The organism is Campylobacter concisus, assembly GCF_002913225.1.
GTDB lineage: Bacteria > Campylobacterota > Campylobacteria > Campylobacterales > Campylobacteraceae > Campylobacter_A > Campylobacter_A concisus_J.
In genome coordinates, this window is sequence record NZ_PPAW01000006.1 from 17,420 (window position 1) to 40,887 (window position 23,468).

General features: G+C 42.5%; 27 protein-coding genes and 1 pseudogene. 16 read left to right on the top strand and 12 right to left on the bottom strand.

The window, feature by feature from the left end; genetic code table 11:
* Window positions 1–248: 248 nt before the first annotated feature.
* Entirely contained in the window at window positions 249–419 is a 171-nt protein-coding gene (locus tag CYP26_RS10210; RefSeq protein WP_181000829.1) for a hypothetical protein, read from the bottom strand.
* A 16-nt stretch (window positions 420–435) separates the two neighbouring features.
* On the opposite strand from CYP26_RS10210, the gene CYP26_RS00745 reads away from it, so the two are divergent.
* Entirely contained in the window at window positions 436–648 is a 213-nt protein-coding gene (locus CYP26_RS00745; protein WP_103630003.1) for a hypothetical protein, read from the top strand.
* Window positions 649–848: 200 nt separating this feature from the next.
* Here CYP26_RS00745 and fliI read toward each other — a convergent pair whose 3' ends face one another.
* A complete protein-coding gene (fliI, locus tag CYP26_RS00750) occupies window positions 849–2,156 on the bottom strand; it encodes a flagellar protein export ATPase FliI (RefSeq protein WP_004317323.1) in 1,308 nt (435 codons plus the stop codon).
* On the bottom strand, window positions 2,153–2,725 hold the full coding sequence (gene folE, locus CYP26_RS00755) for a GTP cyclohydrolase I FolE (RefSeq protein ID WP_103630004.1): 573 nt from the start codon (window positions 2,723–2,725) through the stop codon (window positions 2,153–2,155). The genes fliI and folE overlap by 4 nt, the downstream gene beginning before the upstream one ends.
* Before the next feature lie 137 nt (window positions 2,726–2,862).
* On the opposite strand from folE, the gene tig reads away from it, so the two are divergent.
* The 10 genes and pseudogenes from tig to CYP26_RS00805 all read left to right on the top strand — a co-directional run bounded on the left by tig (window position 2,863) and on the right by CYP26_RS00805 (window position 12,283).
* Window positions 2,863–4,194, top strand: a complete 1,332-nt coding sequence (gene tig, locus CYP26_RS00760) for a trigger factor (protein WP_103630005.1) — start codon at window positions 2,863–2,865, stop codon at window positions 4,192–4,194.
* A complete protein-coding gene (clpP, locus tag CYP26_RS00765; RefSeq protein ID WP_004317374.1) occupies window positions 4,194–4,784 on the top strand; it encodes an ATP-dependent Clp endopeptidase proteolytic subunit ClpP in 591 nt (196 codons plus the stop codon). Before tig ends, clpP begins: the two co-directional genes overlap by 1 nt.
* Before the next feature lie 8 nt (window positions 4,785–4,792).
* Window positions 4,793–5,827: a GGDEF domain-containing protein gene (locus CYP26_RS00770; RefSeq protein ID WP_103558308.1), complete on the top strand. Its 1,035-nt coding sequence runs from the start codon at window positions 4,793–4,795 to the stop codon at window positions 5,825–5,827.
* A 1-nt stretch (window position 5,828) separates the two neighbouring features.
* Window positions 5,829–6,347 (top strand): peptide deformylase, encoded by a 519-nt coding sequence (gene def, locus CYP26_RS00775; protein WP_103630006.1) that lies wholly within the window; start codon window positions 5,829–5,831, stop codon window positions 6,345–6,347.
* A complete protein-coding gene (locus CYP26_RS00780; protein ID WP_103630007.1) occupies window positions 6,344–7,849 on the top strand; it encodes a YifB family Mg chelatase-like AAA ATPase in 1,506 nt (501 codons plus the stop codon). Before def ends, CYP26_RS00780 begins: the two co-directional genes overlap by 4 nt.
* Before the next feature lies 1 nt (window position 7,850).
* Window positions 7,851–9,254, top strand: a complete 1,404-nt coding sequence (locus tag CYP26_RS00785; RefSeq protein WP_103630008.1) for an NAD(P)H-hydrate dehydratase — start codon at window positions 7,851–7,853, stop codon at window positions 9,252–9,254.
* Window positions 9,236–9,826, top strand: a complete 591-nt coding sequence (gene purN / locus CYP26_RS00790) for a phosphoribosylglycinamide formyltransferase (protein ID WP_103630009.1) — start codon at window positions 9,236–9,238, stop codon at window positions 9,824–9,826. The genes CYP26_RS00785 and purN overlap by 19 nt, the downstream gene beginning before the upstream one ends.
* Window positions 9,819–10,544, top strand: a complete 726-nt coding sequence (locus CYP26_RS00795) for a TerC family protein (protein ID WP_103630010.1) — start codon at window positions 9,819–9,821, stop codon at window positions 10,542–10,544. The genes purN and CYP26_RS00795 overlap by 8 nt, the downstream gene beginning before the upstream one ends.
* A 77-nt stretch (window positions 10,545–10,621) precedes the next feature.
* Window positions 10,622–10,939 (top strand): annotated as a pseudogene (locus CYP26_RS00800) (VOC family protein); the annotation flags it as partial.
* A 12-nt stretch (window positions 10,940–10,951) separates the two neighbouring features.
* The gene (locus tag CYP26_RS00805) at window positions 10,952–12,283 is read left to right on the top strand and encodes an MATE family efflux transporter (RefSeq protein ID WP_103630011.1); all 1,332 of its coding nucleotides are present in this window, start codon (window positions 10,952–10,954) and stop codon (window positions 12,281–12,283) included.
* On the opposite strand, the gene CYP26_RS00810 is transcribed toward CYP26_RS00805, so the two are convergent.
* The 4 genes from CYP26_RS00810 to CYP26_RS00825 are packed head-to-tail and all read right to left on the bottom strand — an operon-like array spanning window position 12,264 to window position 16,281.
* Window positions 12,264–13,070, bottom strand: a complete 807-nt coding sequence (locus tag CYP26_RS00810) for a metal ABC transporter permease (RefSeq protein WP_103615933.1) — start codon at window positions 13,068–13,070, stop codon at window positions 12,264–12,266. The two genes, CYP26_RS00805 and CYP26_RS00810, sit on opposite strands and share 20 nt — an antisense overlap.
* A 9-nt stretch (window positions 13,071–13,079) precedes the next feature.
* A complete protein-coding gene (locus tag CYP26_RS00815; protein ID WP_103630012.1) occupies window positions 13,080–13,862 on the bottom strand; it encodes a metal ABC transporter ATP-binding protein in 783 nt (260 codons plus the stop codon).
* The gene (locus CYP26_RS00820) at window positions 13,859–15,352 is read right to left on the bottom strand and encodes a nickel/cobalt transporter (RefSeq protein WP_103630013.1); all 1,494 of its coding nucleotides are present in this window, start codon (window positions 15,350–15,352) and stop codon (window positions 13,859–13,861) included. The genes CYP26_RS00815 and CYP26_RS00820 overlap by 4 nt, the downstream gene beginning before the upstream one ends.
* Window positions 15,353–15,354: 2 nt before the next feature.
* The gene (locus CYP26_RS00825) at window positions 15,355–16,281 is read right to left on the bottom strand and encodes a metal ABC transporter solute-binding protein, Zn/Mn family (RefSeq protein ID WP_103630014.1); all 927 of its coding nucleotides are present in this window, start codon (window positions 16,279–16,281) and stop codon (window positions 15,355–15,357) included.
* A gap of 145 nt (window positions 16,282–16,426) precedes the next feature.
* On the opposite strand from CYP26_RS00825, the gene CYP26_RS00830 reads away from it, so the two are divergent.
* Window positions 16,427–16,786, top strand: coding sequence for a Fur family transcriptional regulator (locus tag CYP26_RS00830; protein ID WP_103630015.1), 360 nt, complete (start codon window positions 16,427–16,429; stop codon window positions 16,784–16,786).
* On the opposite strand, the gene CYP26_RS00835 is transcribed toward CYP26_RS00830, so the two are convergent.
* Window positions 16,777–17,169 (bottom strand): acyl-CoA thioesterase, encoded by a 393-nt coding sequence (locus CYP26_RS00835; protein ID WP_103630016.1) that lies wholly within the window; start codon window positions 17,167–17,169, stop codon window positions 16,777–16,779. The genes CYP26_RS00830 and CYP26_RS00835 overlap by 10 nt on opposite strands.
* A 45-nt stretch (window positions 17,170–17,214) precedes the next feature.
* Here CYP26_RS00835 and CYP26_RS00840 point away from each other — a divergent pair, with 45 nt between their 5' ends.
* Window positions 17,215–17,940 carry a class I SAM-dependent methyltransferase gene (locus CYP26_RS00840; RefSeq protein WP_103630017.1) on the top strand — a complete coding sequence of 242 codons (726 nt, stop codon included), beginning with the start codon at window positions 17,215–17,217 and terminating at the stop codon, window positions 17,938–17,940.
* Here CYP26_RS00840 and CYP26_RS00845 read toward each other — a convergent pair.
* Together CYP26_RS00845 and CYP26_RS00850 are read right to left on the bottom strand one after the other, a co-directional pair.
* On the bottom strand, window positions 17,937–18,815 hold the full coding sequence (locus tag CYP26_RS00845; protein ID WP_103630018.1) for a DMT family transporter: 879 nt from the start codon (window positions 18,813–18,815) through the stop codon (window positions 17,937–17,939). The genes CYP26_RS00840 and CYP26_RS00845 overlap by 4 nt on opposite strands.
* On the bottom strand, window positions 18,812–19,561 hold the full coding sequence (locus CYP26_RS00850; RefSeq protein WP_103630019.1) for a DUF4197 domain-containing protein: 750 nt from the start codon (window positions 19,559–19,561) through the stop codon (window positions 18,812–18,814). The genes CYP26_RS00845 and CYP26_RS00850 overlap by 4 nt, the downstream gene beginning before the upstream one ends.
* Before the next feature lie 108 nt (window positions 19,562–19,669).
* Between CYP26_RS00850 and CYP26_RS00855 the strand changes: the two genes are divergently transcribed.
* The gene (locus CYP26_RS00855; protein ID WP_103630020.1) at window positions 19,670–20,227 is read left to right on the top strand and encodes a manganese efflux pump MntP; all 558 of its coding nucleotides are present in this window, start codon (window positions 19,670–19,672) and stop codon (window positions 20,225–20,227) included.
* On the opposite strand, the gene CYP26_RS00860 is transcribed toward CYP26_RS00855, so the two are convergent.
* Window positions 20,224–20,982 (bottom strand): exodeoxyribonuclease III, encoded by a 759-nt coding sequence (locus tag CYP26_RS00860; protein ID WP_103630021.1) that lies wholly within the window; start codon window positions 20,980–20,982, stop codon window positions 20,224–20,226. The two genes, CYP26_RS00855 and CYP26_RS00860, sit on opposite strands and share 4 nt — an antisense overlap.
* A 53-nt stretch (window positions 20,983–21,035) precedes the next feature.
* Here CYP26_RS00860 and CYP26_RS00865 point away from each other — a divergent pair, with 53 nt between their 5' ends.
* Entirely contained in the window at window positions 21,036–21,401 is a 366-nt protein-coding gene (locus tag CYP26_RS00865; RefSeq protein WP_103630022.1) for a diacylglycerol kinase, read from the top strand.
* A 1-nt stretch (window position 21,402) separates the two neighbouring features.
* Window positions 21,403–21,630 (top strand): replication/maintenance protein RepL, encoded by a 228-nt coding sequence (locus tag CYP26_RS00870; RefSeq protein ID WP_103630023.1) that lies wholly within the window; start codon window positions 21,403–21,405, stop codon window positions 21,628–21,630.
* Between the two features lie 29 nt (window positions 21,631–21,659).
* Here CYP26_RS00870 and CYP26_RS00875 read toward each other — a convergent pair whose 3' ends face one another.
* Window positions 21,660–23,225, bottom strand: a complete 1,566-nt coding sequence (locus CYP26_RS00875) for a flavocytochrome c (protein ID WP_103630024.1) — start codon at window positions 23,223–23,225, stop codon at window positions 21,660–21,662.
* Window positions 23,226–23,468 lie beyond the last annotated feature (243 nt).

Here is a 23,468-nt window from a genome sequence, read left to right on the forward strand (position 1 = left end):
TCTTAGATTTTTAAAGTATCTTGCAGGCTTTACGTCATCACAAAGGCAAAAGTGCGGGCATCAAATTTGCTTTTATCTATTAAATTTACAAGAAGCCTACCATTAAAAGTTATAAAAAACATAAAGCAAATTCGATCTTTGGCAAAAAAGAGGTTTTTCTCTTGGGCTTTTTTTAAATATACGCTTTGCATCACGAGGCAAGGTCTAAAATATCAGTACTTGCCAAACTAAACGTGAATTTTTTACAATTAAATTTCCGCAAAAACTAAGATAGGCTGGATACCACTCAAAACCACATAGTATAAATTTAACTCGATCACTTGCCTCAAATTTACGACCTCAGCCTTTGCAAAATGGTAGCTTTTATCCATAAAACCGCAAATTTTGAAATTTATCCACTCAGTGGCTTTTTCAGACAAGTAAAACAAATGAGCTTTGGTTACACGTTTTGTAGCTCCTAGCTACCTATGCTTTTGCATTAAATTTTGTTTTGTCTATGCAAAATTTGCAAAAGCCACAAGTAAGATAAAAGCCGCTACTAATTTAACTCGCGCGCTTCAAATTTACTACCGCATTTTACAAACAAGCATTTTTAACAAAAAAGCCAAAAATTCTAAATTTTATCTGCCATTTGAAGCGTGGGCGTGACTGCTTTTTATAACGTTTTATCATTTTGCCTAACACAAAAGCCGACCACTCCACGAAATTTAATCTCATAAAACCACATAAATTTTAAATTCTACCCCGCGACTTTTGCAACATCACTTTTTCGCACCAAAAAAAGCAAAATTTACCGATCTTTTTAATAAAAGGCTATAAAATTTTAGTAGTCAAATTTATACAAAAATTTACTGATTGATCTTATCAAGTAGTTCTTCGACCTCTTCGAGCGCAAAGGCCTCTTCTGAGCTTTGTTTTAAGAAGCTCTCCATAAATTCTTTCTTCGAGATCGCAAGGTCAAGCTCCTTGTCGCTGCCCTTTTGATATGCGCCGATGCGAAGCAGGACCTCATTTTCTTTTAAAAGCGAGTAAAGGCGCTTAAATTTCATCGCATTTAGCTTGTGCTCTTTGCCGATGACGTCGCCCATGACACGCGAGGCTGAGTTTTGGATATTGATAGGTGGGTAAATTCCAAAGTCCGTTAGTTCGCGGCTTAGCACGATGTGGCCGTCTAGGATAGAACGGCTTTGGTCGGCTATGGGGTCGCTCATATCATCGCCCTCGACTAGCACGGTGAAAAACGCCGTGATACTGCCCTTGCCCTCCTCTTTGCCGGCGCGCTCCATTAGCTGTGGCAAGAGTGTGAGCGAGCTTGGCGGATAGCCCTTTGAGGTCGGTGGCTCGCCAAGCGCAAGACCGATCTCACGCTGCGCCATCGCAAAACGCGTGACGCTATCCATGATGAAAAGCACGTCGTTGCCCTGCTGTTTGAAGTATTCAGCCACGCTCATCGCGCAAAATGCGCCGTACTTTCGCATGAGCGAGCTATCATCGCTGGTCGCTACGATGATGACCGTGCCCTCTAGGTCGCCGCCTAGGTTTTTTTCGATAAATTCAGGCACCTCACGGCCACGCTCGCCTATTAGCGCGACTACTTTTATGGGAGCTAGCGTATTTTTTACGATCATGCCCATGAGGGTTGATTTACCCACGCCTGAACCTGCGAAAATTCCCAGCTTTTGCCCTTTGCCGCAGGTAAGCAGCCCATCTATCGTCTTTATCCCAACGCTAAAAGGCTCGTTTATAAGTCCTCTTTTCATCGCATCTATCGGCGCTCTCATGATCGGCATATATTCAGTTGTATCGATCGCCCCCTTGCCGTCAATGGGCTTCATAAATGGATCGACCACGCGACCAAGCAAATTTGGCCCCACCGGTATGCTCATGCCCTGATCGCTCTCATAGACAAAGTCGCCTATCCTAAAGCCCTCGACAAAGCCAAACGGGCTGATATAAGCGCCATCTGTTTTTATCTGCGTGACCATGCCAAGGCCGTTTTTGCTCTTGTCTTTTGCGACTATGCGCACGATGTCGCCGATACTTGGGCGAAGTCCGGTGATCTCTATCGTAGTAGCTGTGATCTTTGTGATGACGCCAAAGGTATTTGAGAGCTTCACGCCCTCTTTAAGCCTTGAATTTATACGCTCTAAACTCAAAAATGCGTTTCCCTAGGCGAATTTATAAGCGAGAAAAACTCTCGCCTTGTATCTGCGTTTTTGATAAAGCAGCCTCTAAGCGCAGAGGTCGTGGTAGTCGAGTTTATCTTCTCCACACCCCTCATCTCAACACACATATGCCTTGCCTCAACTACGACACCAACGCCTTTTGGAGCGATCACGTCCTCAAGCGCCTTTGCGATCTGCTCGGTCATCTGCTCTTGAATTTGCAAGCGTCTGGCGTAGATATTTACCATGCGTGGAATTTTACTAAGGCCAACAACCTTGCCATTTGGGATGTATGCCACATGCACACGGCCAATTATTGGCAACAAATGGTGCTCGCAAAGGCTGTAAAACTCGATGTTTCGCATTAAAACCATCTCGTTGTTTGAACTAGTAAATAGCGCGTCACCAAGGACTTCTTTTGGGTCCTGCTCGTATCCGCTAGTTAGAAATTTAAAAGCTTTATAAACGCGTTCTGGGGTTTTAATAAGCCCTTCTCTGTTTGTATCTTCACCGATGATAGTTAGCATATTTTTAACTGAATTTTCAAAACTCTCTTGCATAAATTTTCTCCATAATTTTATCGCCAAATTCTACGTTAAAACGCCTTTTATATCTATAAAAATTTACAAATTTACAATGAAATAAGGAAAATTCTGCTATATTTTGGGCTAAAAATTTGTATTCATAAAGGAATTCGATGGAAATCAAAATCAAAGCTCTAGATAGCGTAAATACCCTAGCAAGCACGACTGTAAGTGCAGATGCTATAAAGTCTAGCGTAGAAAAACTAGCAAAAAAAGCGGCAAAAACTATGAAAGTAGATGGTTTTAGACAAGGCCATGTGCCAGTCGCTGTCGTGCTAAAACGCTACGAGAAAGAGCTAACAAACGACGCTGAGCAAGATGTCTTAAGAGATGTGGTCGAAGAGGCTATCAAACAAGCAGGCAAGAAAAATGACGACCTTATCGGCGAGCCTATCGTTTCAAAATTTGACAAAAAAGATGACAAAATCGACGTTGAGCTAACAGTTTCATTTAAGCCAAGCGTCGATGTGAGCGGTTATGAGAGCTTGATACCTGAGTTTTCAAACCCACGCGTTTTGAAAAAAGATATCGATGAGAAGAAAACTGAACTTCTAAAAATGATAGCTCCGCTTGAAAAAGTAGAGGGCAAAAGAGGCCTAAAAGTGGGCGATTTTGCTAAATTTGACTTTGAGGGCTTTGTTGATGGCGTTGCATTTGAAGGCGGTAAGGCTGAAAACTACGTGCTTGAGATCGGCTCAAATCAATTTATCCCAGGCTTTGAAGATGGCATGGTAGGCATAAAAGCTGGCGGCGAAAAAGATATAAACGTTAAATTTCCAGAAAACTATGGCGCTGCACATTTAGCTGGCAAAGATGCTGTTTTTAAAGTCAAACTTCATGAAATTCAAGAGAGAAAGATCCCTGAAAAACTAGATGAAGAGATGCTAAAAACTATCCTTCCAAACGAAGAAAAACCAACTGAAGAGCTACTTGAAGAGCGCATAAAAGAGCAAATTCGCCAAGAGAAAATTTATAAGCTTATAAACGAAGAGCTAAAACCAAAATTTGCTGAAGCTGCGGTTGAGAAATTTAAATTTGATGTGCCAAAAAATATCGTCGAGCAAGAGATCGATATGCAGTTTAGAAACGCATGGAGCACATTTACTCCAGATGATATGAAGAAATTTAGAGAAGACAAAGATGCGCTTGCAAAAAAACGTGACGAGTATAGAAAAGATGCTGAAAATAGCGTTCGCCTAACTTTCATCATCGATGAGCTAGCTCGCGTAAGAGGCGTAAAAGTGAGCGATCAAGAGGTCGTTCAAGCGATCTATTTTGAGGCGTATAGAAGCGGCCAAGATCCAAAAGCGCACCTTGAGATGTACCGCAACCAAGGCATGCTTCCAGCTATAAAGATGTCGATGATCGAAGAGAAGCTATTTAGCGAGCTTTTCAACAAAGAAAAAGACGAGAAAAAAGCAAGTAAAAAAGAGAAGGCTGAGTAATGAGCTATTACGTTCCTGTCGTAGTTGAAAGAACTAGCAGAGGTGAGCGAAGCTATGATATATACTCCCGTCTTTTAAAAGACAGGATCGTTATGCTAAGTGGCGAGATAGAGGACGGCATGGCCGCTTCTATCGTCGCTCAGCTGCTATTTTTAGAGGCTGAAGATCCAGACAAAGATATATACCTTTACATAAACTCACCAGGTGGCGTCATAACAAGTGGCTTTAGCATATATGACACGATGAACTATATAAAGCCAGATGTTTGCACGATCTGCATCGGTCAGGCCGCTAGCATGGGTGCGTTTTTGCTAAGCTGTGGCGCACCTGGCAAGAGATATGCACTGCCAAATTCTCGTATCATGATACACCAACCACTTGGTGGCGCTAGAGGACAAGCGACTGATATCGAGATACAAGCACGTGAAATTCTACGTTTGAAAGAAATTTTAAATGGAATTTTGGCAAAAAATACAGGCCAAAAGCTAAGCAAGATCGTAAAAGATACTGAGCGCGACTTCTTTATGAGTTCAGCTGAAGCTAAAGAATACGGACTTGTCGATAAAATTTTGGAGAAAAGTTTTAAATAAGGCCCAAAGTGATAAAGATAGATAACGCACCAGATCCAAAGAAAAAAGCAGCTGAAGCAAAACCAGCTGTCAAAAAAGAAAAGGTAAATATCTATAAATTTTCAGAGGACGTTTTGCACGAGTTAAGTGACGACAACGTCCCATCTACGCCAACAAACTACTCAATATATTTTGAAAAGATGCTTGATGGGCAGTCAGATGAGTTTAGAAAAGAGATCGGCGATATCATAGTGGCAAATTCTGAAAGCTCAGTGCCAACAAATGGCAACATCTCTATCGAAAAAGAGGTAAAACAAGGCTTTATCCAGATAAAGAGTATGCTTCAAGCAGTCGTGCTCATCTATAAAAATTTAGGCGTTATGAGAGGCCTAGTGCAAAAGCGCATGGATGGGCTTAAAAACAACACAAACGTCCTTGCGCTCCAAAACGTCTTAAGCGCCTTTAACCAAGACCTCATCAAGCTAAACGACCTCATGGATAAGCACCTTGACGTCATCAAGATGAGCTATGAAGAGGTCGGCAAGATGTTTAAGGCGATCGAAGAGCAGTCGATCTACGATACGACTTATGAGGTCTATAACAAGAAATTTCTAGTAGCGACCATAAGTAGCGAGATCGAGTCTGTTAGGCGCTACGGCTATAATGCCTCATTTTTGCTAGTTAAGATAAAAGATAAATTTGCAAACCGCGTTAAAAATTTAAAAGAGCGAAACAATATGTTTAAAAGCATGTCACAGCTTCTTTTAAGAACTTCACGGAGAAGCGATATAGTCGCACACTACGGCGATGGCTGCTTTGCTATGGTGATGAAATACACCGACGAAAACGGCACAAAGCAAGCGTGCGCGAGAATTTTAAACATGCTCTCATCTATGCCATGGAAGATCGACAACGAAGAGTGCAAACTAGATGTGCAGATCGTCTCAAGCATGATCTCAAAGACAAAGAGTACCGAAGAGTTGCTCTCTCACGCACTTGACAAGCTAGAGACCAACCAAGACCTAAATGAGCCACTATTTTTAGACGAGAAAGCAGAGAATTAGTTTGATCCTAGAAGTTTTATCCTATCCAAATAAAAAACTTTATGAAATTTCAAAAGAGGTTGAGATTTTCGATGAGAAGCTTCACAAACTTCTTGATGATATGTATGAGACGATGATTGCTAAAGAAGGCATCGGTCTTGCAGCTATACAAATAGGCGTTGCAAAGAGAATTTTCATCATAAATTTAGCCAACGAAGAGGGCGTGCAAGATAAAGAAAATTTAATCGAGATCATAAACCCAAAATTTGAGCTACGTGAGGGCGAGTGTGTCTATCAAGAGGGCTGCCTTAGCGTGCCTGGCTACTACGAGGACGTTAAGCGAAGTGAGGTCGTTAGCATCAAATTTCAAGACCGCTTTGGCAAAGAGCAGACCTTAAAAACTGATGGGCTACTAGCGATCGCTATCCAGCATGAAAATGACCACCTAGACGGACATCTTTTTATAGAAAAAATAGGCTTTAACAAACGCAAAAAATTCGACAAGGAATACAAAAAGCAAAAAAAAGAAAAGACATCATGAAGTCCCTAAAATGTGCTACTTACGGCGACGGACTAAAGATCATTGATGTTGAGTCGATCTTTTCTCGTGGGCTTCCTGGCTTTAGTATCGTGGGCCTTGCAAGCACCAGCATTAAAGAGAGCACAGAACGTGTAAAGGCGGCACTTTTGGCGCTTGACTTTGCCTTTCCGGCTCAGAAAATAACCATAAATTTATCCCCCTCAGACCTGCCAAAAAGTGGCTCACACTTTGATCTAAGTATCGCACTTCTCATCGCCCTTCAAAAGGCAAAAAGCTTAGAGAAAATTTTTGTTTTTGGCGAGCTTGGATTAGACGGGAGCGTAAAAAGCACAGCAAATTTATTTTCGATCCTACTTTTTTTAAGCACGCAGGTGCAAAATGCAAAAATTTTAGTACCAAGTGAGATAGCCGCCAAAGCCTCGATGATCCCAAATTTAGAGGTTTATGGCGTTAGCACACTAGAAGAGGCGATCAAGTTTTTTAGCGACGCAGAATTTGCTAAAAGCACGCATTTTAGCGCCACGCACGAGCTATTTTCAAATGTGATAGAAGTTGGCGGCAAAAGATATGTTCCAAATTTAAGCTTCGAGCTTGATTTTAAGGACGTTTTGGGCCAAGATAGAGCCAAAAGGGCCTGCGTCATCGCAGCCGTTGGCATGCACAATATCTTATTTGAAGGCAGTCCAGGCAGCGGTAAGAGCATGTGCGCAAAACGCCTAGTTTATATCATGGCACCACAAAGCCTAGAAGAGGTGCTAAAGTCCGCCGCCTACCGCTCGCTAAACCTGCAAGATAGCGAATTTACAAGCACTAGAGCCTTTCGCTCGCCTCATCACACCTCGACAAAAAGCTCGATCTTTGGCGGAGGCTCAAACGTCGCAAAGATCGGCGAGATCGCACTTGCAAATGGCGGAGTGCTATTTTTTGATGAGTTCCCACACTTTGCTAAACAGGTGATAGAAAGCCTTAGAGAGCCACTTGAAGATAATCAAATCCACATCGCAAGGGTAAATTCAAAAGTGACTTACGAGACCAAATTTATCTTCGTAGCCGCGCAAAATCCATGCCCTTGTGGAAATTTATTCTCCCGCAACCTAAACTGCAAATGCAGTGAAAATGAGATAAAAAACTACAAAGCCAAAATTTCAGCCCCAGTGCTTGACCGCATAGACTTAAAAGTCGCGATGGACGAGAGCTCGCCAGATGACAAGGCAAGTTTAAGCTCACAGCAGATGAGCGAGATGGTCTTAAAGGCCTTTATCTTTCAAAAAAAGCGCGCTCAAGACGAGCTAAATGGCAAGCTTAGTGACGCGCAGGTGGCTAAATTTTGCACGTTAAACGCCGAGGCAAGTGAGATTTTACAAAAGGCCGCCACGAAATACAATCTCTCTCAAAGGGGCATAAAAAGGACGCTTAGAGTGGCTAGAAGTATCGCCGATCTTGATGAGAGCGAGCAAATTTTAAAGCCCCACATCCTAGAGGCGCTTAGTTTTAGGGCATAAAATGAAAAATTTATATTTAGACACGAGAGTTTTGGACGAGCGAGCGAGCAAGAAATTTGGCCTTAGCGAAGAGCTTTTGATGGAAAATGCAGCCGCAGCCATAGCAAATTTTATCCGTAAGAAATTTAAAAAAGGCGAGAGGGTGCTTGGCGTTTGCGGCGCGGGAAACAACGGTGCTGACGTGCTTTGTGCTTTAAGGATGCTAGAGGGCGAGTATGAGTGTGAATTTATCCTAGCTAGTAAAAATTTAAAGCCACTAGCCGCCAAACAGCTCAAGCGAGCTAAAATTGCTGGCGTGCGAGAGAGTAAAGAGGTAGAAAATAGCTTAAATAGCGCAAAATGCGTCATAGATGGACTTTTTGGCTCAGGGCTAAATAGAGATTTGGATCAAAATTTAGTCAGTCTCATCTCAAAAATAAACGATAGCCCTGCTTACATCATCGCTTGCGATGTGCCAAGTGGGCTAAGTAGCGAGAGCAAGGTGCTTGGCGCTTGCATAAAAGCAGACGCTACTATCACGATGGGAGCTAGAAAGCTAGCTCTTTATAGCGACGCAGCAAAAGACTACGTTGGCAAGATAAAGCTCGCCACTCTTGGCGTAAGCTCGCAAAACTACGAGTGCGAGAGCGGCTACCACCTGCTTGAAAAAAGTGATCTCGTGCTTCCAAATAGAAAAAATCAATGCGTAAATAAGGGCGATTTTGGCCATGCATTTATCATATCTGGCGAGCACGTGGGAGCTAGCAAGCTTTGCGCAAGGGCGGCATTTGCCTTTGGGGCTGGGCTAGTTAGCGTGATAGGCGAGCAGGGTTTAAATTTACCAACGCATATCATGCAAGCTAGCAAGATAAGTGAGAAAATGAACGCTGGAGCCCTTGGCATGGGACTTGGCAAAAGGGGCGTAGAAGAGCTTGACGTAGAAATTTTAAAAAACAAAAAGCTTATTCTTGACGCTGATATCTTTTACAGCCCAAAAGTGCTTGACCTACTAAGCCAAAACTGCGTCTTGACACCTCATCCAAAGGAGTTTTGCTCGCTTTTAAAAATTTGCAAAATAGCCGATATAGATGTGCAAACCTTGCAAGAAAACAGATACGCTTACGCGAGGGCTTGGAGCGAGAAATTTAAGGCCGTTCTTGTGCTAAAAGGGGCAAACACTATAATCGCCAAAGAGGGGCAAATTTACGTCATGCCTTATGGCAAAAACGCGCTTGCAAAAGGCGGCAGTGGCGACGTGCTAAGCGGTCTTGTGCTAGCACTTTTGGCTCAAGGCTATGAGCCACTAAATGCTGCCATCTCAGCCACTTTAGCTCACGCGCTTAGTCTTAAAAATTTTAGCAAAAACAGCTACGCGCTCGAGCCAACAGACATCATCAAAGGAGTAAAATGCTTACAAAAAAGATAGCCGTGCTTTTTAGCGGCAGTGGCTCAAATTTAGAAGCGATACTTAAAAAAGTTCATAATCAAATTTTTAACGGCGTAAAGATCGAGGTTTGCCTTTGTATCTGTAATAAGCCAGGCGCATTTGGCATAGAGCGTGCTAAGAAATTTGGGCTTGAAACGACTATAATAGAAAGCGCTAAATTTGACAAACGTGAGGAATTTGACGCTGTTTTGGTGGAGCAAATTTTAAAAAGTGGGGCCGAACTAACGGTGCTTGCAGGCTTTATGAGGATACTAACGCCAGTTTTTACAACGCAGGTCAAAGCCATAAACCTTCACCCATCTATCCTGCCGCTTTTTAAAGGCGCGCATGCGATAAAGGAGAGCTTTGAGAGCGACATGATGATAGGCGGTGTGAGCGTGCATTATGTGAGTGAGGAGCTTGATGGGGGCAAACTGATCGCGCAAAGGGCGTTTGAGCGAGAGGACGGCATGAGTTTAGATGAGTGGGAGGCTAAAATTCACGCCATAGAGCATGAAATTTTGCCCCAAAGCATAATAAAAATTTTAACAAAGGAAACAACGAATGTTTGAATGGATAAGTTCGCCAGAGGCGTGGATATCGCTACTTACGCTAACTGGCTTGGAGATAGTTTTAGGCATAGATAACATCATATTTATCGCTATTTTAGTAGGCAAACTGCCGCCAGAGCAAAGAGGGAAAGGCCGCATTTTAGGGCTTGGCTTTGCGATGATCACTAGGATCATCCTGCTACTTTCGCTATTTTGGATCATGAAGCTTACAAAGCCGCTCTTTAGCATAGGCGAGCTTAGCATCACTGGGCGCGATCTAGTGCTCATAATAGGCGGTCTATTTTTGATAGTAAAATCATCAATGGAGATCCACGCAAACGCCACTGGCAAGCATGAAGAGGCTCACGAGAGCAAGTCTCATCCAGGATTTTTTGCAACTATCCTTGAGATAGGCATTTTAGACATAGTCTTTTCGCTTGATAGCGTTATCACCGCAGTTGGCATGGCTCAGCACATCGACATCATGATACTTGCTGTCATCATCGCAGTTGGCGTAATGATGTTTGCCTCAAAGGCGATCTCAGAATTTGTCGATAACAACCCAACGATAAAAATGCTCGCACTTGCATTTTTGGTGCTAGTTGGCTTTGCGCTCGTGCTTGATGGCTTTGGCGTGCATGTGCCAAAAGGCTACATCTACTTTGCGATGGGCTTCTCACTAGCAGTTGAATGCCTAAATATCTACGCTAGAAAAAGGGCATTAAGAGATCAAAAATAAAGATGTGAGCCAAAATGCAGATAAAAAATTTAGATCACATCGTGATCGTAGTAAGCGACGTTTAAGAGGCGCTTAAATTTTACTGCGACATTTTAGGCATGCGACTAGCCCAGAAAGACGGTCGCATTAGCCTAAAATTTGGCTCACAAAAGATAAATTTACATAGGTTTGAGGGCGAGTTTTTACCTGCGGCAAAGCATCCAACAAAGGGCAGTGCTGATATATGTTTAATAGTTGAAGACAACATAGAAGACGTGCGCTCAGAGCTTCTTGCAAAAGGCGTAGAGATCGAGGTTGGTGTCGTTAGGCGAAATGGAGCACTTGGGGTAATGAAGAGTTTATATATTTACGATTTTGATGGAAATTTGATAGAACTTAGCTCATATGAAATTTAACAAGAAGGCAGCTTGGACCTACTAAAAGACCCGCTAAATAAACTAATCATCTCACTCTCGCTGCCAGCTGGCGTGGGCATGATGTTTAACACCCTTTACAACGTCACTGGCACATTTTTCGCCGCTAAAATTTCTACCATAGCAGTTGCTGGCATGGCGATGAGCTTTTTGCTCTATCTAAGTGTCGTTGGCATCGGGCTTGGCTTTGGCTCGGCACTCACCGCGCTAATAGGCAACAGCCTAGGCGCAAACAAACCAAAAATGGCTAAATTTTACGCCTCAAATGGCATCATCTTCGTTCTTCTTTTTGCCCTATTCATGGGACTATGTGGCTACTTGCTAGCACCAAATTTACTAATCCTTTTAGGAGCTGATCATCACTACATCAAAGAGGCGCTTGACTACGCTGGCGTCATCTTTCTTGCAGCTCCATTTTTCTTGCTTATAAAGTCGCTTAACGGCGTTCTAGTCGCGCTTGGCGATACTAAAAGCTACCGCAACTGGCTATTTTGCGGCCTTTTTATCAACGCATTTTTTTGCTATCTTTTTGCCTTTGGCTTTGATCTTGGCGTAAAGGGCCTTGCTCTAGCGACGGCTAGCGTGCAGTTTTTAGGCATGCTCTATCTCTTTTTTAAAGTTAGAAAGAGCAAGATGATAGAGCCTAGAAATTTAGGCTACTTCGTGCCAAATTTCGCCGTCTGGGCAAAGATACTAAAGCAAGCCTTGCCAGCTTGCCTAAACTACCTCTCAATGTCGCTTGGCTCGCTCGTGCTTTTAAAATTTGTGAGCTTTTACGGCGTAAATGCAGTGGCAGGTTATGGCATAGCTTTAAGGATCGAGCAAATTTTAGTGCTTCCAACCATCGGCATGGCAGCTGCAGTTTTAAGCATAGTCTCAAGAAACTACGGCGCTAAGAGCTTTCAAAGAGTATTGCAGTGCTACAAACTATCGCTTCTTTTTTTGCTCATCTACTGCGTCTTTGCCTACATCTTTATAAGGCTTTTTGGCGAGAGCGCGATCAGGCTCTTTGACAGCACGCCAGCCGTGCTTGGGGTAGCCAAACTCTACCTTGTCATCAACTCACTTGCCTATATGGCTTACGGCACGATAAACATCTCAGGCAGCACTTTGCAGGCGATAAAACGCCCAGTAGCGATCTTTTTGCTAAATGGTTTTAGACAGCTCGTGCTTCAATGCTCGCTTTTTTACGCGGTGGTTTTTTGGCTAGGACTTGAGATCAAATTTATGTGGCTAGCGCTCTTTTTTAGCGTCTATTTTACGGCGATTTGCTTTTTGGCTTGGACGCTTTTTAGGTTAAAAAGAGCTACGAGCGCAAGCTTTTAAATTTAAAGCTAAATGCAAAAAAGCAAAGCGAGGCGACTAAGATAATGCTAGCTCCGCCTGTGAGATTGAAATAAAAGCTGATCACAAGGCCGATAAAGCAAAAAATGATAGAAAAAATGGTTGAGATAAGCATCATGAGCCCCAGCCTTTTGGCAAAAATTTGCGCAATATATGGCGGTATAGTAAGTAGTGCGATGACAAGTATTAGCCCCACGACGCGGATCGTAGCCACCACGCAAAGCGCCATCATACAAACTAGCAGATAGTGAAAAAAAGTGGTATTTACGCCCCTTAGCCTTGCAAACTCCGCATCAAAGCTGATCGCCACAAACTGGCGGTAAAAAAGCGCGATGAGTGCTAAAAACAAGAGGTCTAAAACGCTCATAAACGCGATATCTGTGCCGCTAACTGCAAGGATCGAGCCAAAAAGATAGCTCATAAGATCGGCGTTATAGCCAGGCGTTAGGTCGATGAAAATGATGCCAATCGCCATACCAATCGCCCAAATAGCGCCTATTACGGAGTCGATGTTTGTCTTATCTTTTAGCGTGATCGTGGCGATGATGAGCGCTAGAAATAGTGAAAATATGCTCGCTCCAAAAAGCGGCTCAAGTGAGAAGAAAAAAGCGAGCCCTATGCCGCCATACGCGCCGTGTGCGATGCCTCCAGCGATGAAAGTCATCTTGTTTATCACCACAAGCGAGCCTATCATGCCGCATATTATGCTTACTAAAATGCTCGCAATAAAGGCATTTTGCATAAAATTTAACTCTAAAATTTCACTCATTTTCTCTCTTTAAAATTTAAAAACATTACTCTTTGTTTTTTCGCAACCACACTCGCCAAGTGCGATCTCAACATCACAAAAATGGCTATGCGTTCTAGCTAGATGCTCTATAAATTCCCTCTTTGCAAGGTTTTCATGCGTTTTATGAATGTGTAAATTTTTACTCACGTAAGCGATCTTTGTAGCGTAATTTAGCACGATATTTAGATCGTGACTAACTAAAACCACGCCAACGCCATTTGCATTTATGCCCTTTAAAATTTCATAAATTTCAGCCTGCCCTTTTGTGTCGATGCTAGCTGTTGGCTCGTCTAAGATGAGTACTTTTGCATTTGCACAAAGCGCTCTAGCGATATAGACGCGCTGCCTTTGACCGCCACTTAGCTCGCCGATCCTCGAGTTTGCAAACTCGCTCATGCCGACCTTTTCAAGGGCACTTAGCGCTAGAGCTTTTTCATCTTTTGAGTAAAAACCAAAGATTTTTTTATCGATTAACCCCATTAATACAACTTCTAAAACCATCATCGGAAAGCTTTGATTTGAGAGGAAATTTTGCGGCACGTAGCCTATAAATTTACTTACCTCGCTTGGCTCTTTACCAAAGAGCTTAATCTCGCCACTTTGAGGCTTAAGCAGACCCAAAATGAGCTTTAAAAGCGTGCTTTTGCCCCCGCCATTTGGACCGATTATCGCTAAAAACTCGTCGCTACTATAGTCTAAATTTATGTCCTCTAAAACGACTTGTTTATCGTAGCTAAAGTTTAAATTTCTAACTTTTATAATATCTTTCAAAACAGACTCTTTTGCGTAAATGTCGTGACAAAAATGAAAAGTCCAAGCCAAAGCATGATGCCAAGAGCTGTAAATTCTGCGTAGATTTTAAACTTTTTTAGCTTAATGTTCGTGCTGATCTTTGAGCCAAAAACTGCCGCTACAAATATCACCACACTCATGCCAAGCGCCATAAACAGGCCACTTATCACGCCTGCAAAGTAGCTGCCTATCTCATTTGCCAGCACAAAGACTAGGATCGTGCCTGGACAGGGCACAAGAGCCGCAGCGGCTGCTACTAGCCACTCCTCTTTACTCTTTGGCTTTTTAGTTGAGCAAATTTGACAGCCACATTCGCTTTTAAATTTTGTATTTTTACTCAAATTTTGGCTTAGATTTGATCTAAAAATATAAAATTTAGTCTCATTTTTATTTGAAAGGTAAAATTTGATCTTTATAACGAGCATAAATATCGCCACAAAAAAGATCACGACGCCAGAAAACGCAGTCGTTATGCTAGCGGTGTCTCTTGTGAGGTCGCTGCTTACTTCACGAAGCAGTAAAAAGCTAGCAAAGACAAAGACAAATGCGCCCACGACGTGTAAAAAGCCGATCTTTAAGGCAAATAAAAACGCCCTTTTATAGCTGCCTCCAGTTGCGGCAAAATATGAGCTTGTTAGCACCTTGCCATGGCCTGCTCCAGCAGCGTGCAAGAAGCCATAGCCAAATGAGATAAGTGCCAAAAATAGCAGCGCAAGCGGACTTTTATAATCCACGCTTCTTAAAATTTGCTTTAGCCTATCAAGCAAGCTTAGGCTAGTTTTTGAGACGATGTCAAATTTTGCCTCATCGATCTTATCTATCTGGCTTAAATTCTCATCGCTCGCGCCTGCCACTGGCTCTTTTAGCAGCTCTTTAAGCGCTGGTTTTTCGTTGTGAGCTTTGGCCGCTTCTTTGCTTGAAAAGGTAAAAAATATCAAATTTGAGTTTGAATTTGGTATCGCCCAGAAGCTTTCACCCACCAAAAATGCGTTATTTTGCGTAAATTTGAAGTTAAAATAGCCCTCCTTGTCCTCCATATCAACCGACACGACAAGTCCGTCAGCGATCACTAAATTTGTCTTAAAACTCACGTCAAATTTAAGCCTGCCCTCGTCAAAGTAGAGCTTGTAATTATTTAAATTTGGCTCGATTTTAGTGGCGTTTTCGTCCTTGTAATAATACTCAATATCTGTCAAATAGTGCCTTGGCACTAGGTAGTCTAGCAAATTTAAGCGGATCTTTCTAAGCTCTTTTTCATCTATCTTTTCATCTTGATTGAGGTCAAAATTTTGCTTCATAAGATCTGAGAAATTTTGCGAAAAGGTCCAAGTAAAGGCTATTTGCGTGATGTTGTTTTCGTTTGCGACAAATTTCGCGCTAATGTGAGCTGTTGGGCTATAAAGCGAGCATAGAGCACACCCGAAAGCATTTATGGTTAGTAGGCAAATGACGATCAGGCGTGCTAACATTTTTATAGACTTTTTGCGAAAATTTCAGCCGTTTTTTTCATCTCGGCTAGCCAGTTTTCAGGTAGTTGATCTATCATGACGACCTTTGAGCCAGTCTCTTTTGCGATCAAATTTGCAGCCTTTGTTGGGAATTGTGGAGCTACGAAAATGACCTTTACACCGTGCTCTTTAGCCTCTTCTATAAGCTCTTTTAGCTCAGCTGGCTTTGGCTCTTTGCCCTCTATCTCGATGGCGATCTGCTCTAAATCATAGCGCTTTGCAAAGTAGCCCCAAGATGGGTGATATACGATAAATTCGCGAGTTTTGACATCTTTTAGCTCGTTTTTGATAAACCCGTCAAGCTCGTCAAGGCTAGCTTTAAATTTAGCCAAATTCTCCTCATAAAGCTTTGCATTTTGCGGGAATTTCTCTATTAGCGCCTTTGCGATGTTATCAGCTTGTGTTTTTACTAAGATAGGGTCAAGCCAGATGTGTGGGTCAAGGCCGTCATGGTGGTGATGATGGTGCTCTCCTTCGTGGTCATGGTGTTCATGCTTATGCTCGCCCTCATGCTTGTGCTCTCCATCGTGCTTGTGCTCGTGGTGCTCTTCATGTTCATGCTCCTCGCTCATAGCGATCTTTTCGATGCCTTCCTGCGTCTTTACGATGCGTAAATTTTTAAATGTCTTTGAGAAGCGATCCAGCCACGCGTCTTCAAACTCGATGCCGATAGCAAAGTAAAGCTCGCTCTTTTCAAGCTCCTTCATCTGCTTTGGTTTTGGCTCGTAGGTGTGTGGATCAGCGCCCTTGCCAACCATCGCATTTACATCTAGCGTATCTCCAGCGATTTGCTCGACGAAAAATTTCGTTGGCAGTATGCTAGTAGTCACAACCGGCTTTGCAAAAAGAGACAAAGCACAAACAGCTAAAAAAACGATAATTTTTCTCATTATCTCTCCTTTAAAAAATAATTGCGAAGTTTAGCAAAATGCAACTTGGTTGCAACTTAAAGTTCAAAAGCCTAAATTTAGCCTTTTCTTTTAAATATAGTTTAAATCTTTTAGCGTTAATATACAAAAAATAAAAAGGGCAAAGATGAATGCGAGAAATTTCTTAGAAGAGCACAATATCAAGGCTACGACGCTTCGCATAAAGCTTGTTGAAATTTTGCAAAACGCCAAAGCACCGCTAAGCTATGATGAAATTTTGCAAATTCTTGACGCAAACAAGACGACCTTTTATAGAAGTATGGAAATTTTCGAGAAAGAAAATCTCGTCATAAAAACCGAAAACAACCACAAGAGCTACTACGAGCTGGCAAATGAAGCCAAAGCTTACTTCATCTGCGACGTCTGCCACAAGGTGACAAACATCGATATGCCCCACCTAAACGTCGCTAAAAATATCAAAAGTGCCGTGATAAAGGGCGTTTGCAACGAGTGCGGTCACGAGTAAAGCGCGATGATCTCAGCCGGGATCGCTTTTGGGCGGTTTGTCTTTAGATCGATATAGACAAATTCTGTCTTGCCAGTTGCTATTAGCTCGCCATCTTTTTTAAACTCAAAATATCTGCAAGATGTCGCCTTGCCCTCAGCTTGCGTGTAGGTGTGAATTTCTATCTTATCCATCAGCTTTGCGCTTTTTATATATTTTGCTTCATTTTTTCTAATGAGCCAAATTTCACCCCTTTTATACTGCGCCTCGACCGTGTCGCCAACAGCGGCAGAGTGGGCAAATGCGGCCTCTTGCATAAGCGTGAAATAATAGACATTATTCATGTGACCATGCATGTCGATGGCTTGTGGCGGGATGGTGACGTGATATATAAAATCTCTCATTTTTAGCCTTTTTTGCTAAAATTATAACCAAAAAGAGGAGCTAAAATGCAAAATTTATGGGACAAAAAGGCGTCAAACTACCAAAGATTTGACGGCAAGATCAGCGCTATCCAGCAGCAAATTTATGGTAAAGCTTTGGCTTGGGGAGTTGATTTTAGCGGCAAAGATATCCTTGATATCGGCTGTGGCACTGGCGTTTGGAGCATATTTTTATCAAAAACGGCTAAGCATATAACTGGCATAGATAGCTCTGAAAAGATGATAGAAATTTTAAATGAAGACGCAAAGAGATTTGGCGTGACAAATTTAACCAGCGAGGTTTGCTCGTGGAGAGAATTTAAACCAGCAAGGCACTTTGATATCGCCATTTGCACGATGAGCCCGGCCATTGCGAGCGATGAAGATTTTGCTAAATTTCAAAACTGCGCCAAGCAAAAGCTCTATCTTGGCTGGGACAAGCCTAGAAGCTCTGATCTGCTTGAGCCATTTTTTGAAAAATTTGGTCGAGTGCTCTCTCAAAAAAACGTGGTAGATAGGCTTGAAGCGTGGCTAAATAAGCAAGGCATCGCTTTTAAGAGTCAAATTTTAAATGAGACAAGGATCGCTAGACGAAGCGTGCAAGAAGCTGCTGAGAATATCTGCTGGCACCTTGAGATAAACGGAGCTAAAAACTACGATGAAAAGGCGGTTTTAGCGATGTTAAAAGAGAGATTTGACGGCGAGTTTATAGACGAGAAAATAGACTCTCAAATGAAGCTTTTTGTCTTTTAATGCTTAAATTTAGAGCAAATTTGCTTGCCAAATTCGCTAAAAATGACGCCACAGATGATGAGTGCAGCCCCAAAAATTTGCCAGATGCTAAGTATCTCGCCTGCAAAAAAGTAGCCAATGAGCCCTGCAGAGACTGGCTCTAGGCAGAAAAACAAGGCCGCCTTGCTAGCAGTCGTGTATCTTTGAGCGATAGTTTGCACAAAGTAGCAAAATATGGTGCCAATCACCGTCGTGATAAATATAGCTATGAAAAATTCCCTATCAAATTTTGGCACAACGCTACCTTCAAAAAACACAAAGACAAACGAGAGCAAAGAGACGGTGAGAAAGACCACAAAGACAAGCAAATAAAGCTCGCTTTTTCTTACAAAGTGGCCATTTAGCGTAGTATAAAGCGCATAAAATATCGCGCAGACAAGCGCTAATGCCTCGCCGCTCCCAAGTGCTAGCGTGGCGCCACTTAAGAGCCAAAGCCCAAAAATAGCGATGATAGCGCCAAAAATAGCAAAAATGCTTATCTTATTTTTAAAAAAGATAGCCGCCATAAAAGGGACTATCACGCACTCAAGCCCCGTGATAAAGGCGATGCTAGAGCTAAATGTGAGCTTTAGAGCGTAAGTTTGCGTGGCAAATGATAAAAAGAGCACCGCTCCAAGGATAATGCCGTAGATGACGCTCTTTTTGTCAAATTTATTAGTAAATTTAAGCGCGACAAAACCCATAAAGATAGCCGAGAGAAAAAACCGACAAAAGAGCATGACAAAGACGCCATTTGTCTTTAGCGCGTTTGCCATGGGTAAAAACGTAGCGCCCCAAACTATGGCAACTACGATAAGAGCGATGTCGGCTCTGTTTTGAGCGCTTAAATTTCTCATTTAAAGATCGAGTCAAGCACCTTTTTGCCGCTATCTAGGCTAAAGCTGCTTCTTAGCCCCTTTTCCTTCTCGCTCATCACGTTAAATAGCCCATCTAGCGTCTTCCTCGTGATATAAGCGTTTAGGTCTTCGCCTTCATCTGGCACATATTCGCTTGCGCCTAAATTTTTAGCTAGGCTCTTTACTGATTTTATCGTTTCGTTGTTTTTTGCTGAGTTGCCGATGAAAGAATTTAGCCCATTATAGGCAGTCGCAAAGCTATTATCGCTCATCATTTTCTCAATTATCGGCGTAAATGCTGCCTTTAGCTTTTGGCTGGAGCTTTGCTGCAGATACTTCGTAACGCTGTCGCTGCCGCCGTTAAAGAGCTTTTTGACATCAGCCTCGCTCATATTTTTTATGCTCTCACTAAAAATTTCAGCAGCCTTTGGTACGGCCGTGGTCGCAGCGTTGTTTATCGACTTGCTAAGGTCTTGCGCCCACTTCTCGCCGCCCACTTTTTTGGCTAAATTTGACGCCATCTCAAGGCTTTTTGGGAGTGGGATTTTAGCTGTGGCGTTGTTTATAAAGCCCTCTTTTGAAAGCTCGCTCACAGCTGCATTTAGTGCCTCGCTAACTAAGCTTTTATAGTCGCCGCTTGATGCATGAGTGGCTATTTTCACACCTTTATTTATCATATCATCCATGCTTGCGGCTTGTAAATTTAAAGCAAGCGCGCCACAAAGTATAACAAGAGATCTTTTCATCTTCTCTCCTTTTTTAAATTTAAAGCAAAATCATACAAAAAATATCTAAACGCTTAAAATAAATTTAATCTTTTTGCACTAAAATTCACCCTTTTTTGAGGGGAATTTATGCAGCTTTTACTTCTTAGCTTCGCTCTTAGCATGGATAGCGCAGCACTAAATATGGCAAACGGCGCAAGGTATAAAAGCCTTGCCCTTGGCAAAATTTTATTTATAGCCTTCATGCTTGGATTTTTTCAGTTTCTCATGCCGCTTCTTGGCTATTTTCTAGGCATTAGCTTTGCTAAATTTATAAGCTCCATTGATCACTTTATCGCCTTTTTTATACTCTGCTTTCTTGGCTTTAAAATGCTAAAAGAGGCCTGTAGTAGCGAGGCTAACGACTCTTTGGGCATGGATATTAAGACCATTTTTATAGGCGCATTTGCCACGAGCATCGACGCACTTGCCGTTGGCGTCACGCTTAGCTTTGAAGCGGTTAATGTATTTGAGAGTGCGCTCATCATCGGCGTAGTCTGCTTTGTGCTAAGCCTAGCCGCCTTTTACATCGGTAAATTTATGGGTGAAATTTTAGAGAAAAAGGCGCTCTTTTTGGGCGGAGCGATACTTATATTTCTAGGCTTTAAAATCCTCATCACCCACCTGCTAGAAGAGGGGGTGCTCTAAATTTCTATCTCTATGCCAACTGGGCAGTGGTCGCTGCCGGTGATTTCTGGCAAGATGAAGGCGTCTTTTAGCCTATCTTTTAGACCTTGCGAGATGAAGAAATAATCAATCCTCCAGCCGACATTTTTAGTCCTTGCGTTAAAGCGGTAGCTCCACCACGAGTAAGCGTCCGCAACGTCGCCATTTACGGCTCTAAAGGTATCTATAAAGCCACTTTTTAGCACCTCATCTATCCACGCGCGCTCGATAGGTAAAAAGCCTGAAGTTTTGGCGTTTGCCTTTGGATTTTTCAGGTCGATCTCGCGGTGAGCGGTATTTACGTCGCCACAAAATATCACCTCTTTGCCGCTTTTTATAAGCTCTTTGCAGTAAGCTAGAAATTTCTCGTAAAAGTCCATCTTGTAAGCTAGCCTCTCGTCGTCCTTTTGGCCGTTTGGAAAGTAGATGTTAAAAAGCACGATATCGCCAAATCTATGCTCCAAAACTCGCCCCTCCGTGTCGTCAAAAAAGGCCGCCTTTTGCGTTTGCATGTCAAATTTAGCAAGGCTCATCACACCAGAATATCCTGCTCTTGCGCCTGAGTTTACGCTGATATCTTTAAAGCCAAGGTTGTAAATTTCTTTTGGCACGTCATCTTCTTTGACCTTGATCTCTTGAAGCCCTAGAAAATCAGGCCTAACCTCATCAAGCCAAGCAAAGCCCTCTTTTGCCACGACTGCACGCAGACCATTTACGTTCCAGCTAATAAGTTTCAAATTTCATCCTTTTTTTAATTATAATTATGCCAAAAATCACAAAAAGGAAAGTTATGAGAAACCAGCCAACGTATAAATTTTTTAAAAATTTTGGCTACGCAAGAGAGGGTTTGGCTGAAATTTTTAAAAACGAGAAGAGCTTTCGCATAGAAATTTGCATATTTTTGGTAGCTAGCATTTCGCTATTTTTTTGGAAATTTGACCTTATTTTTAACCTATTTTTGATCTTTAGCATGGCATTTGTGTTAGTTTGCGAGTGCCTAAACTCGAGCCTAGAGCGAGTGACTGATCTTGCAAGCCCAGACTATCACGCCCTAGCAAAAGCGGCAAAGGACGCTGGAAGCGCGGCCGTGATGATCGCAAATTTCTTATGTGGCGCGCTTTGGTGCGTGGCTGTGTGCTATAAAATTTGGAGCTAGCGTGAAAGAGCAAATTTACAAGGCGCTTCTTGGCGAGAAAAAGGTAGAGGTCATAAATTTACTTTGCGAGCTAAGCGATGAAAATGGCTTTATCGTGCTTAAAATTTCAGAAATTTGCGAGAAGCTAAATGTGAGCAAGCCAACCGTGATAAGCACGTTTAGGCTGCTTGAAGAGAAGAAAATTTTTGAGCGGGTAAAAAACGGAGTTTATAGATTTAAAAATTTATAGTGGCAAGCAAATGCCTGCCACTAGTAGTTTTAGCCGATAGTCTCAGCAGCGATCATACCAAATGTCAAGCAATCAGTAATAGCCACTGATCCTAGACGGCTGGCTCCGTGAACGCCACCTGTGATCTCGCCAGCTGCATATAAATTTGGTATAGGCATAGCTGTTTGAGAGTTCATGACTTGGGCTTTTGTGTTGATATTTAGGCCGCCCATTGTGTGGTGAACTTTTGGCGTGCCACGCTCTGCGTAAAACGGCGGGACTGAGATATCAATGCCCTTTGTCGTAGTCTCAACAACTGGCTTGCCAAAGTCCTCATCGACGCCTTTTTTGACAAATTCGTTATATCTTGCGACTGTTTTTTTGAGCTCATCAACTGGGATCTTATACTCAGCTGCCAAAGCCTCAAGTGTGTCAAATTTCTTGCAAATTCCAGCTGCGATAGCCTTTTCATAGTGGGCTGGAAGCATGTGAGGAAGGGCTCTTGAGTCACAGAAGTTGATAGGGAAATTTTTATCGTTTTCGCCTTTTTCATGAATGACTTTAAACATCGCTTCAGTTCTCGTCCTGCGGTCAGCTAGCTCGTTCATGTAGCGTTTGCCAGTTCTTGGATTGACTGAAATTCCAAACGGAAAAGAGCCATTTACGTTAAACATAGATCCCACGCCAAAGCCTGTCTCATCAGCACATCCCCAAGGGCCGTATTGGATCCAGCTTGGTTGAACTGGATAAGCACCAGCTCTAAACGCCGCTAGAAGCGCGCCTGCTGTTGAGCCTGGTTGGTTTGTCGAGTCTGTCTCAGGTGTGATCCTTGGGTCTTGAAGACGCCTAAAAATTTTATCCCTACAAAAGCCACCAGCTGCTAGTACGACGCCTTTTTTGGCTTTTATATATTTTGTATCGCCGCCTTTGTTTTCGACATCGTCACTCATCAAATTGCCATCAAATTTGTAGTTTTCTCTGACGATGACGCCCACAACTGCGCCCTTGTCGTCAAAGACGAAATCATCAAATTTTGTCCTTTTTTTGATCGATGCGCCCTCTAACTTTTCAAATGTCGCAGTCATAGGAAGCACGATGCCAGCGCCGCTGCCGACCTCTGTTTGAAGGCTTCTTGGCACTGAGTGACCACCTGCGTGGGTGATCTGATCGATATATTTTGCACCACAATCAAGTGTGAGTTTGTAAGCATCTTGCGCTCTCTCGCCGATCTTTGCCAAAAGATCAACGTGGTTGATGCCTCGACCTGCTTTCAAGCAGTCTTTGATAAATAGCTCTGTGCTATCTTTGATGCCAGCTTTCTTTTGCATGTCGCTATTTGGAACGGCAAAGATACCGCCGTTGATGACAGAGTTGCCACCTGTGCGGCCCATCTTTTCGATCAAGACAACTTTGTTGCCTTTTTTGGCTGATGTCACACCAGCTGCAAGAGCTGCAAAGCCTGAGCCGATGATGACTACGTCATACTCCTCGTCCCATTTGACATCTTTTTCGTTCATTGGGCTGGCCATTAAATTTGTAGCGCCCATGCCAAGTGCCGTGGCTCCGATAGCGCTAAATTTCACAAAATCTCTTCTAGATAAACCTGAATTTTTCATGCTCTCTCCTTTGAAGTAAGATAATTGCTAACTAGATTATACGACTTTATTATTAAAATAGTCTAATTAATTTTTTAAATTAAATTTTATTAAAGCTAAGTGCGAATAGAGCGTAGTTTGGTAATATTTATTGACGCTATTTTTATCCAAATTTGACTTTGGATTGACGTAAAATAGGCATTTAAAGTAAATTTAACATAAAGTTTAGAAATTTAAATTTTAAAATTTGCCAGAAATGAATAT

Coding starts and splice junctions, on each gene's coding strand:
- tig (WP_103630005.1), top strand. CDS start 2,863: ATGGAAATCAAAATCAAAGCTCTAGATAGCGTAAATACCCTAGCAAGC.
- folE (WP_103630004.1), bottom strand. CDS start 2,725: ATGCAAGAGAGTTTTGAAAATTCAGTTAAAAATATGCTAACTATCATC.
- CYP26_RS00795 (WP_103630010.1), top strand. CDS start 9,819: ATGTTTGAATGGATAAGTTCGCCAGAGGCGTGGATATCGCTACTTACG.
- CYP26_RS00875 (WP_103630024.1), bottom strand. CDS start 23,225: ATGAAAAATTCAGGTTTATCTAGAAGAGATTTTGTGAAATTTAGCGCT.
- CYP26_RS00830 (WP_103630015.1), top strand. CDS start 16,427: ATGAATGCGAGAAATTTCTTAGAAGAGCACAATATCAAGGCTACGACG.
- CYP26_RS00810 (WP_103615933.1), bottom strand. CDS start 13,070: ATGAGTGAAATTTTAGAGTTAAATTTTATGCAAAATGCCTTTATTGCG.
- purN (WP_103630009.1), top strand. CDS start 9,236: ATGCTTACAAAAAAGATAGCCGTGCTTTTTAGCGGCAGTGGCTCAAAT.
- CYP26_RS00865 (WP_103630022.1), top strand. CDS start 21,036: ATGAGAAACCAGCCAACGTATAAATTTTTTAAAAATTTTGGCTACGCA.
- CYP26_RS00820 (WP_103630013.1), bottom strand. CDS start 15,352: ATGTTAGCACGCCTGATCGTCATTTGCCTACTAACCATAAATGCTTTC.
- CYP26_RS00845 (WP_103630018.1), bottom strand. CDS start 18,815: ATGAGAAATTTAAGCGCTCAAAACAGAGCCGACATCGCTCTTATCGTA.
- CYP26_RS00855 (WP_103630020.1), top strand. CDS start 19,670: ATGCAGCTTTTACTTCTTAGCTTCGCTCTTAGCATGGATAGCGCAGCA.
- CYP26_RS00780 (WP_103630007.1), top strand. CDS start 6,344: ATGAAGTCCCTAAAATGTGCTACTTACGGCGACGGACTAAAGATCATT.
- CYP26_RS00835 (WP_103630016.1), bottom strand. CDS start 17,169: ATGAGAGATTTTATATATCACGTCACCATCCCGCCACAAGCCATCGAC.
- CYP26_RS00840 (WP_103630017.1), top strand. CDS start 17,215: ATGCAAAATTTATGGGACAAAAAGGCGTCAAACTACCAAAGATTTGAC.
- clpP (WP_004317374.1), top strand. CDS start 4,194: ATGAGCTATTACGTTCCTGTCGTAGTTGAAAGAACTAGCAGAGGTGAG.
- CYP26_RS00825 (WP_103630014.1), bottom strand. CDS start 16,281: ATGAGAAAAATTATCGTTTTTTTAGCTGTTTGTGCTTTGTCTCTTTTT.
- CYP26_RS00785 (WP_103630008.1), top strand. CDS start 7,851: ATGAAAAATTTATATTTAGACACGAGAGTTTTGGACGAGCGAGCGAGC.
- CYP26_RS00850 (WP_103630019.1), bottom strand. CDS start 19,561: ATGAAAAGATCTCTTGTTATACTTTGTGGCGCGCTTGCTTTAAATTTA.